The following is a 9,761-nucleotide window of genomic DNA, read 5'->3' as shown; positions in this document are numbered from 1 at the left end:
CCCTTACATACGGGGACTGTGGTGACACTGTTCAACCGTTGGGAATCCGGTCAGAACTTGTGTCGTACCTGTGAAGGCTTGTCATCGGCCTCCACGCCCGAGTGCCGATCAGCAGTCGAACGTGTGGATCGTCGACGTCCGGTACGTCTGCCCGGGCCGCAGCACCGTGGACGGGAACTTCGGCTTGTTCGGCGAGTCCGGGAAGTGCTGCGTCTCCAGGCAGAGCGCGTCGCCCTGCCGGTAGGTGCGCCCGGACGGGCCGGTCAGCGTGCCGTCGAGGAAGTTGCCGGAGTAGAACTGCAGGCCCGGCTCGTTCGTGGCGATCTTCAGGGTGCGGCCGGAGGCGGGGTCGCGCAGGGTGGCGACGTGCTCGGGCCGGGCGGTGAGGCCCTTGTCGAGGACCCAGTTGTGGTCGAAGCCCTTGGCGGTCACGAGCTGGGGGTGCGAGACGCGGATGTCCCGGCCGATCGGCTTGGCACGGCCGAAGTCGAAGGGCGTGCCCGCGACCTTGGCCAGCTCGCCCGTGGGGATCAGGCCCGCGTCGGTGGGCGTGTAGCGGGAGGCGGCGATCTGGAGCTCGTGGTCCTCGATCGTGCCGCTGCCCTCGCCGGCGAGGTTCCAGTAGACGTGGCTGGTGAGGTTGACGACGGTGGCCTTGTCGGTGGTGGCCTCGTAGTCGATGCGCCAGTCGCCGTGCCGGGTGAGCGTGTACGTCACCTTCGCCTTGAGCGTGCCCGGGTAGCCCATCTCGCCGTCGACGCTCGTGTAGTACAGGTGCAGACCGACGTCCGAGCCCTTGGTGAACGGCTCGATGTCCCACACGCGCTTGTCGAAGCCCTGCGTGCCGCCGTGCAGGCTCTGCTCACCGTCGTTGACGGAGAGCTGGTAGTTCTTGCCGTCGAGGGTGAACTTGCCCTTGCCGATGCGGTTGCCGTAGCGGCCGATCAGGGCGCCGAAGTACGGGCTCTTGGCGACGTAGTCCTCGACGTTGTCGAAGCCCGCGGAGACGTTGGCGTAGCGGCCGCGGCGGTCGGGGATCTCCAGGGACTGGACGATGCCGCCGTAGGAGAGGACCTTCAGGCGGGTGCCGCCGTTCTCGAGGGCCCAGCTGTAGATCTTGGTGCCGTCGGCGAGCTTGCCGAAGAGCGTCTTCACCGGCTTCCTGCCTCCCGTGGCGTGCGCCGTGCCGCCGAGGGTGGTGGCGGCTATGCCCGCCGCCGCTGCTCCGGCGATGACCGTGCGTCTGTTCAGTTCCATGCGTGCGGCTCCCGTATAAGGAGAGGGCCCCGCCTTCCCGGCGGGGCCCCGATCTGGCTTACGAACCGACCTTGCGCTTGTTCCACACGTCGAACCCGACCGCCGCCAGCAGGACCAGGCCCTTGATGACCTGCTGCCAGTCGGTGCCGATGCCGACGAGGTTCATACCGTTGTTCAGCACGCCCAGGACCAGGCCACCGATGATCGCGCCGAGCACGGTGCCGACACCGCCGCTCATCGACGCGCCGCCGATGAACGAGGCCGCGATCGCCTCCAGCTCGAAGTTGAGGCCGGCCTTGGGAGAGGCCGCGTTGAAGCGGGCGGCGAAGACCAGACCCGCCAGGGCCGCGAGCATGCCCATGTTCAGGAAGACCAGGAAGGTGACCTTCTTGTCCTTCACACCCGACAGCTTGGCCGCGGGCAGGTTGCCGCCGATCGCGTAGATGTGGCGGCCGATGATCGCGTTGCGCATCACGTAGCCGAAGCCGACGAGCAGCACGCCCAGGATGAGCAGCACGATCGGGGCGCCCTTGTAGCTCGCCAGCAGCATCGTCAGCGTGAGGATGGCGGCGCCGAGCGCGACCAGCTTCAGCAGGAACAGCTTGGCGGGCGGGACGTCCAGGTCGAACTCCTGCTGCCGCCTGCGGTCACGGACCTCCTGGAAGATCACGAAGGCGATCATCGCGAAGCCCAGCAGCAGCGTCAGGTTGTGGTAGTTGGTCTGCGGGCCGACCTCGGGCAGGAAGCCGTTGGCGACCTTCTGCAGGCCCTCCGGGAACGGGCCGAGCGTCTGGCCCTCCAGGAAGATCTCGGTCAGACCGCGGAAGATCAGCATGCCCGCCAGGGTCACGATGAACGACGGTATGCCGCCGTACGCGATGAAGAACCCTTGGATGGCACCCGCGACCGCGCCGACGGCCAGGCACAGCACCACGGCGAGCAGCCACGGTATGTCGTGTTTGACCATGAACACGGCGGCCATCGAGCCGACGAACGCCGTCAGCGAGCCGACCGAGAGGTCGATGTGGCCCGCGATGATGACCAGCATCATGCCGATCGCGAGGATCAGGATGTAGCTGTTCTGCAGCACCAGGTTGGAGACGTTGCGCGGCAGCAGCAGGTCGCCGTCGGTCCACACGGCGAACAGGACCACGATCAGGCCGAGGGCGAACAGCATGCCGTACTGCCGCATGTTGCGGCGCATACCGTCCAGCATCAGCTGCAGCAGTCCGTTGCCGGCGCCCTCCCCTCCCTTGCCGGTCGGCGCCGGGGCCGGCGTCTTGGCGGTCACGTCCGTGCTCATCGGGTTACCTCTTTGTCCTTCGTCATCTGACGCATCAGCGATTCCTGGGAGGCCTCGGCCTTCGAGAACTCACCGGTCAGCCGCCCCGCGGCCATCGTGTAGATGCGGTCGCACATGCCGAGCAGTTCGGGCAGCTCGGAGGAGATGAAGACGACCGCCTTGCCCTGGGCGGCCAGCTGGTCGATGACCGTGTAGATCTCGTACTTGGCGCCGACGTCGATACCGCGGGTCGGCTCGTCCAGGATCAGCACGTCCGGACCCGAGAAGATCCACTTGCTGAGGACGACCTTCTGCTGGTTGCCGCCGGACAGCTTGCCCACCGGCTCGAAGACGGTCGGCGCCTTGATGTTCATGGACTTGCGGAAGCCCTCGGCGACCTGCCGCTCCTCGTGCTCGTCGACCACACCGCGCTTGGCGACCTTGCCCAGGGCGGACAACGAGATGTTCCGGTTGATGGTGTCGATGAGGTTCAGGCCGTAGTGCTTGCGGTCCTCGGTGACGTACGCGATCCCGTGCTTGACCGCCTGCGGCACGGTCTTCGTGCGGATCTCGGTGCCGTCCTTGAGGACCGTGCCGCCCGCGTACCGGCCGTACGTCCGCCCGAAGACGCTCATCGCGAGTTCGGTGCGGCCGGCTCCCATGAGGCCCGCGATGCCGACGATCTCGCCGCGCCGCACCTGGAGCGACACGTCGTCGACGACCTTGCGCTGCTGGTCGATCGGGTGGTGCACGGTCCAGCCGCGGATCTCCAGGGCGGGCGCCACGCCCTCCTCGGGCTCGTGCGGAGACCGCTCCGGGAAGCGGTTCTCCAGGTCGCGGCCGACCATGCCGCTGATGATCCGGTCCTCGGTGGTCTCCGCCGCCTTCACATCGAGGGTCTCGATGCTCTGGCCGTCGCGGATGATCGTCACCGAGTCGGCGACCTTGCGGATCTCGTTGAGCTTGTGGGAGATGATGATCGAGGTGATGCCCTGCTTCTTCAACTCCAGGATGAGATCGAGGAGTTTGCCGCTGTCCTCGTCGTTCAGCGCGGCGGTCGGCTCATCCAGGATGAGCAGCTTCACCTTCTTCGACAGGGCCTTGGCGATCTCCACGAGCTGCTGCTTGCCCACGCCGATGTCGGCGACGCGGGTGTCCGGGTGGTCGGAGAGACCGACCCGGCGCAGCAGTTCGGTGGCGTGCCGCAGGGTCTCGGTCCAGCTGATGATCCCGCGGGTGGCGTGCTCGTTGCCGAGGAAGATGTTCTCCGCGAGGGAGAGGTAGGGCACCAGGGCCAGCTCCTGGTGGATGATCACGATGCCGCGCTCTTCGCTGGCCCGGATGTCCTTGAACTGGCAGACCTCTCCCTCGAAGAGGATGTCGCCCTCGTAGGTGCCGTGCGGGTGGACGCCGGAGAGGACCTTCATCAAGGTCGACTTGCCGGCGCCGTTCTCCCCGCAGATGGCGTGGACCTCGCCCTGCCGGACGGTCAGCGTGACGTCCGAAAGCGCCTTGACGCCGGGAAAGGTCTTGACGATCGAGCGCATTTCCAGGACGGGTCCCGCCATGGTCGTGCCTTCCAATCAGTGGTGAATCGTCGGTCGGTGGCGGGGACTACTTGACGTCGCTCTCCTTGAGGTAGCCGGAGTCGATGAGCTCCTTCTGGTAGTTGCTCTTGTCGACGGCGACCGGCTCCAGCAGGTAGGCCGGGACGACCTTCGCGCCGTTGTCGTAGGTCTTGGTGTCGTTGACCTCGGGCTTCTTGTCGTTCAGCAGCGCGTCGACCATGTTCGAGGACACCTTGGCGAGCCTTCGGAGGTCCTTGAAGACGCTCATCGACTGCTGGCCGGCGATGATCGACTTCACCGAGGCGACCTCGGCGTCCTGGCCGGTGACGATCGGCAGCGGCTTGCTCTTGGAGCCGTAGTCGTCCGACTTCAGCGCCGACAGGATGCCGATGGAGATGCCGTCGTACGGGGAGAGGACCGCGTCGACGCGCTCGCTCTTGTAGGCCGAGGTCAGGATGTCGTCCATGCGCTTCTGGGCGGTGCCGCCGTCCCAGCGCAGGGTGGTGACCTGGTTGAGCTTGGTCTGCTTGGAGCCGACGACGAGCTGCTTCTTGTCGATGTAGGGCTGCAGGACCTTCATCGCGCCGCCGAAGAAGTAGCGGGTGTTGTTGTCGTCGTTGGAGCCGGCGAACAGCTCGATGTTGAAGGGGCCCTTCTTGCTGCCGTCCTTCAGGCCGAGCTTCTCGACGATGTAGGTGCCCTGGAGCTCGCCGACCTTCTCGTTGTCGAACGAGGCGTAGTAGTCGACGTTCTGCGTGCCGAGGATCAGGCGGTCGTAGGAGATGACCGGGATGTTCGCGTCCTTGGCCTGCTGGAGCACGTTGTTCATCGACTTGTTGTCGATGGCGGCGACGATCAGCGCCTTGACGCCCTGCGTGATCAGGTTCTCGACCTGGGAGACCTGCTGGTCCGGGTCGTCCTCGCCGTAGACCAGCTTGGTCTTGTAGCCCTTGGCCTCCAGCTCCTTGACGACGTTGTTGCCGTCGGCGATCCAGCGCTCGGAGGACTTGGTCGGCATCGCGATGCCGATGGTGCCTCCCTTGGCGTCCCCATCGCTCTCGTTGCTGCCGCCCTCGCTGCTCTGGCCGCAGGCGGACAGGGTCAGGGCGAGGGACGCGGCTCCGGCTATGGCGGCGAGAGCGGCTCTGCGGTTACGCATATTGATCATCCTTGATCTGTGTGCAGGGCTCGGTCCGGGAGGCGCGAAGTCGCTCCGGGTGGTCGTGCCGGAAAGACCGAGAAGAGATGTGTCGGATTGTGGTCGGCTGTGTCTTCTTTTGTGAAGCCGAGTTTCCGGAACGTTATGCCGAGATTTCGAACCGTTGCAGATCGCCCGGCAGTCGCGAGCCGAGCGGCGCCATGTCGCCGTCCGCCCCGTGGCGCGCCAGGAGGTCCAGGGCGAGCCGGCCGCGCCGCACGCGTTCCTTGGCCGTGGCCAGCGTCAACTCCCGCATGTGGTGCCCGTAGGGGTAGATCCCGGGCGCCTTCGACAGGCCGAACTTCAGGTACAACGGGGCGCCGCGCCGGATGAGTTCGGCGACCTCGTACATCCGGACGTAGCCGCCGAGGTCGTCGGGGGCCTCGATGTACATGTCCATCGGAGCGCCCGACACCCGGCGGATCTCGGTGAGGTGATCGAGCGTCAGGTCGCTGGGCACGTTGATCGAGTCGGCGCCCAGGTTCTCGTACACCGCGTACGCCGCCGGGTTGACCGGCCCGATGAGCGCACTCACCTTGAGGGTCGTGTCGGCCGGGATGATGCCGGCCGCGCGCGCCCGGTGCAGGGTCCACAGCACGCCCTCGTCGGCGACGAGCAGGCACTTGACACCCAACTCCGTGGCCCGGACGGCGTCTTCGACACATCCGGCGACGGCGTCGTGGCCGCGGGCTCTGAGACCCGCGCCGCGCGAGTCGGTCCGGGTCGAGCCGCCGATGTCCCAGGTGCCGCGCGGGCCGGTGAACAGGCAGAGCTCGATGTCGCGTTCGGCCGTCGACTCGACCATCTCGGTGATCTCGGCGTCGGTCAGCATCCAGATGCCGCTGCCCTGGCTGATCCGGTGGATCGGCACGTCCAGCCGCGAGGCCTCCTTCAGGACCACCGCGAGCGCCTCGGGACCCTCGCAGGAGGGGATCTCGGTGCGCCAGCGGCCGCCACCGGGGAAGGAGTGCGGCGAGGCGTCGGCGGGGTCGAGGGCGGGCGCCTTCAGGCCGAGGTCGGCGAGCGCCTGCTCACCGGGCCTGCGGGCTGCCGTGGCGGGAGCGTCGGTCACAGGAATGTCCTTCGGTTCGATATTTCGGACGAGGTTCGCGGCTCTGGGTACGGCAAGGCTGGGGGTACGCCGGTACGGGAGCCGTCAGGTTGCCCCCGTACCGGCGTACGTCTACGGGCGGAGCAATACCTTGCCCACCTTCGGATCGCCGGCCCCCACCAGGTCGATGGCCTGCGAGAACTCGGCGAGCGGCAGCTCGTGCGTCACCAGCGGCAGCGGATCGAGCAGACCGGCGGCGAACACCCGCACCGTGTGCGCCCAGGCGTCCGGCGGAGCACCGAAGACGGTGTGCACCTCGAGCTGCTTCACGACGAGATTGGTCGGGTCGAGGCCGTCGGCACCCGGCGCCGGGATACCGGTCAGGACCAGCCGGCCACCCCGCCTGAGCAGAGCGGCGGAGATCCGGCCGGCATCCGCGGACCCGGCCGTCTCGATCACCACGTCGATGTCGTCCGGGAGTTCCTGGTCCTTCGTCCGGAAGTCCGTCGCGCCGTACTGCCGCGACAGCGCCTCACGGTCCCGGCGGGTGCCGACGACCAGCAGCTCGGCCGGCGAGTTCGCCTTAAGGAACTGCACGGCGAACATCCCCAGGGTCCCGGTGCCGACCACCGCGACCCGCTCGCCGGGCTGCGCGTTCGCCTTCAGCGCGGCGGCCGCGATACAGGCGGCGGGCTCCAGGAGGGCCGCGGCGGTGAGGTCGCAGTCGTCCGGAAGGGCGTGCAGGAGACGGGCCGGGAGCGTCAGCGTGGCCGCCATCGCGCCCGGCTGGGTGAACCCGGTCTCCTCGTAACCGGCCGTGCACAGCGTCGTGTCGCCCGCGTGGCAGCGGTCGCAGACCTGGCAGTTGCGAAAACCCTCACCGACGACCTTGCGGCCGACGAGGGACTCCGGAACACCCGCGCCCACGGCCTCGACCGTCCCGGACCACTCGTGGCCCGGGGTGAGCGGGTAGCGCACATAGCCCTCGGGGCGGTTGCCCTGGTAGACCTCGCGGTCGCTGCCGCAGATGCCGGACGCGTGGACGCGGACCAGAGCCTCTCCGGCCTCGGGCCGCCGGGGCTCGTGCGGGACGAGACGGTGCTCGCCCGGGGCGTCGATGACGACCGCGGTGCTCACTGGCTGCCCTTGGGCTTGCGCTGCTCCCAGCCCTCCGCCCAGAGGTCGAAACGGGCCTGCTGCTGCGGGAACTCGGCAGCGGCGTCCACGTCCAGCTCGACACCCAGTCCGGGGGCGTCGGAGAGGTGGAAGCAGCCGTCCTCCGGGTTCACCTGCGGGGCGCCCTTGACGACCTTCTTGATCTCCGCGTCCGCGAAGTCGTTGAAGTGCTCCAGGATCTTGAAGTTCGGGGAGGTGAAGCCGACCTGGAGCGAGGCGGCGGTCAGGACCGGGCCGCCGACGTTGTGCGGGGCCACCAGCATGTAGTGCGTCTCGGCCGTCGCCGCGAGCTTGCGGGTCTCCCAGATGCCACCGATATGGCCGACGTCCGGCTGGATGATGTCGACGGCCTGGCTCTCGAACAGCTCGCGGAACTCGATCCGGTCGTGGATGCGCTCACCGGTGGCGACCGGCATGTCGACCTTGGCGGCGACCTTCTCCAGCGCCTTGAGGTTCTCCGGCGGGACCGGCTCCTCCAGCCACGCCGGGTTGAACGGCGCCAGCTCCCTGGCCAGGCGTACGGCCGTGGCGGGGGAGAAGCGGCCGTGCATCTCCAGCATCAGCTCCGCCTCGGGGCCGATGGCGTCCCGGACCGCCTCGATGAGGGAGACGGCGTACATGGTCCCCTGGTGGTCCAGCTCGAAGTGGCCCGTGCCGAACGGGTCGATCTTGAGCGCCCGGTAGCCGCGCTCCATCACGCCCTGGGCGGCCTTGTGGTACGCCTCGGGAGTCCGCTCCGTGGTGTACCAGCCGTTGGCGTACGCCTTGACCTTGTCGGTGACCTTGCCGCCCAGCAACTGCCAGACGGGGACGCCGAGGGCCTTGCCCTTGATGTCCCAGCACGCCATCTCGATCACGGCGATACCGGACATCACGATCTCGCCCGCGCGGCCGTAATCGCCGTACTTCATGCGCTTGACGAGGTCCTCGACAGCGAAGGGGTCGGAGCCGAGAATGTGGTTGGCCTCGGCCTCCCTCAGGTAACCGAGAAGGGCGTCGGTGTGTCCCAGCATCCGGGTCTCGCCGACTCCGGTGATCCCCTCGTCGGTGTGCACCTGGACGTAGGTCAGGTTGCGCCAAGGCGTCCCGACCACGTGTGTGCTGATTCCGGTGATGCGCACGGCGGTTGTCCCTCGCAGCTTCGTCGGCTCAGTTTCGTCAGTCTTCATTCAGCCAGTTCGACGTGTTCGAGATTTCGGCACACGTTCGAAATGCTGGCGTGACAGTAAGGATGCGGTGGTCGGGGTGTCAATGGGTCGCGCGCATAACGGTTTCGATAGTTTCGAAACCAGAGGTGAGGCGTGTCCGTGCAGAACCTTCACAGCTGGATCTAGGAACGTTACCGGCGCGGAACTTAACCTTCCCGCGTCATGGACTACTGCGACCCGTGCCGACGGCACCTCAACGGCGCGCTGGCCTGCCCGGGGTGTGGCACCTCGGCCGATGCGCTGCGCTGGCGTGAGAATGAGCTTGAGCAGGAGCGTGAGTACGGCGATCGCGGTGACTCGGGCGAGGCTGTCGGGGTGGGCGGGTCCGATGGTGAGCGTGACGACTACGACGACTACGACGACCACGAAGACGATGGTGAGCCGGTGGGACGTGCCGCTCGCCGGCGTGGACGCGGGCGTGAGCGCGGGCCGGTCGCCGATGGCCCGGGTGGTGGGGCGAGCCGACGGGACCGGAAGGCGGCCGCGCATCGCCGGCGGCGGCGTCGGACGCTGTTCATCGTGGCGGGGTTCGTGCTGGCGGCGGGTGGGCTGAGCCTCGCGGAGCTGGGCATGGACGCGCCGAAGTCGACGTCGAAGCCGGCGGAGGCCGAGGGTGAGTCGGCGGACGCGGGCGAGACGGTCCGCCCCGCGGGCGACAAGGCCGGGGTTGAGGGGGCGTCGAGGTCCCCTTCCCCGGAGGCGTCTGACTCTCCGTCGGCTTCCAAGTCCCCGAAGGACGAGAAGCCGAAGGACGACGAGCCGACCCGGACTCCTACGGCGGAAACGTCCTCGAGCCGCCCGACCTCGGCCCCCACGGCCGCGCCGCCGGCTCCGGCCCCGACCCGGACCGCGGACCCGACGCCCCCGGCCCCGACACCGGAACCGTCCCCGACGAAGACGTGCAACCGCTTCCTGTGGTGGTGCGCGTAGTGCCTACGCGGTGGGTGGAGGGCGGGGCCGTGTCGGGGGGTGTCCGTCCTCGGAACGGCGCGATGGGGTCGGATACCAATTGACTGTTCGT

8 protein-coding genes are annotated in these 9,761 nt (G+C 68.0%); 1 reads left to right on the top strand and 7 read right to left on the bottom strand.

Translation table 11 applies throughout. The features are described from left to right. Window positions 1-108: 108 nt before the first annotated feature. The 7 genes from ACFTZL_RS34420 to ACFTZL_RS34390 all read right to left on the bottom strand — a co-directional run bounded on the left by ACFTZL_RS34420 (window position 109) and on the right by ACFTZL_RS34390 (window position 8,653). Window positions 109-1,257: an aldose epimerase family protein gene (locus ACFTZL_RS34420; protein ID WP_382591075.1), complete on the bottom strand. Its 1,149-nt coding sequence runs from the start codon at window positions 1,255-1,257 to the stop codon at window positions 109-111. Between the two features lie 58 nt (window positions 1,258-1,315). After that, a complete protein-coding gene (gene mmsB / locus ACFTZL_RS34415; protein ID WP_382591072.1) occupies window positions 1,316-2,560 on the bottom strand; it encodes a multiple monosaccharide ABC transporter permease in 1,245 nt (414 codons plus the stop codon). Then, entirely contained in the window at window positions 2,557-4,107 is a 1,551-nt protein-coding gene (mmsA, locus tag ACFTZL_RS34410; RefSeq protein WP_382591070.1) for a multiple monosaccharide ABC transporter ATP-binding protein, read from the bottom strand. Before mmsA ends, mmsB begins: the two co-directional genes overlap by 4 nt. A 46-nt stretch (window positions 4,108-4,153) precedes the next feature. After that, complete coding sequence (gene chvE, locus ACFTZL_RS34405; protein ID WP_382591067.1) at window positions 4,154-5,266, bottom strand: multiple monosaccharide ABC transporter substrate-binding protein; 1,113 nt, start codon at window positions 5,264-5,266, stop codon at window positions 4,154-4,156. Window positions 5,267-5,408: 142 nt separating this feature from the next. Further along, window positions 5,409-6,377 (bottom strand): hypothetical protein, encoded by a 969-nt coding sequence (locus ACFTZL_RS34400; protein WP_382591064.1) that lies wholly within the window; start codon window positions 6,375-6,377, stop codon window positions 5,409-5,411. Window positions 6,378-6,488: 111 nt separating this feature from the next. Next, window positions 6,489-7,493, bottom strand: a complete 1,005-nt coding sequence (locus ACFTZL_RS34395; RefSeq protein WP_382591061.1) for a zinc-binding dehydrogenase — start codon at window positions 7,491-7,493, stop codon at window positions 6,489-6,491. After that, entirely contained in the window at window positions 7,490-8,653 is a 1,164-nt protein-coding gene (locus ACFTZL_RS34390) for a mandelate racemase/muconate lactonizing enzyme family protein (protein WP_382591059.1), read from the bottom strand. Before ACFTZL_RS34390 ends, ACFTZL_RS34395 begins: the two co-directional genes overlap by 4 nt. A gap of 249 nt (window positions 8,654-8,902) precedes the next feature. On the opposite strand from ACFTZL_RS34390, the gene ACFTZL_RS34385 reads away from it, so the two are divergent. Next, complete coding sequence (locus ACFTZL_RS34385) at window positions 8,903-9,670, top strand: hypothetical protein (RefSeq protein ID WP_382591056.1); 768 nt, start codon at window positions 8,903-8,905, stop codon at window positions 9,668-9,670. The last annotated feature ends 91 nt before the right edge of the window (window positions 9,671-9,761 follow it).

Origin of the sequence: Streptomyces sp. NPDC056948 (genome assembly GCF_042674225.1) — a bacterium.
Classification (GTDB): domain Bacteria; phylum Actinomycetota; class Actinomycetes; order Streptomycetales; family Streptomycetaceae; genus Streptomyces; species Streptomyces purpurascens.
The sequence above is the reverse complement of the archived record's forward strand: the minus strand, read 5'-3'. Positions and strand labels throughout refer to the sequence as shown.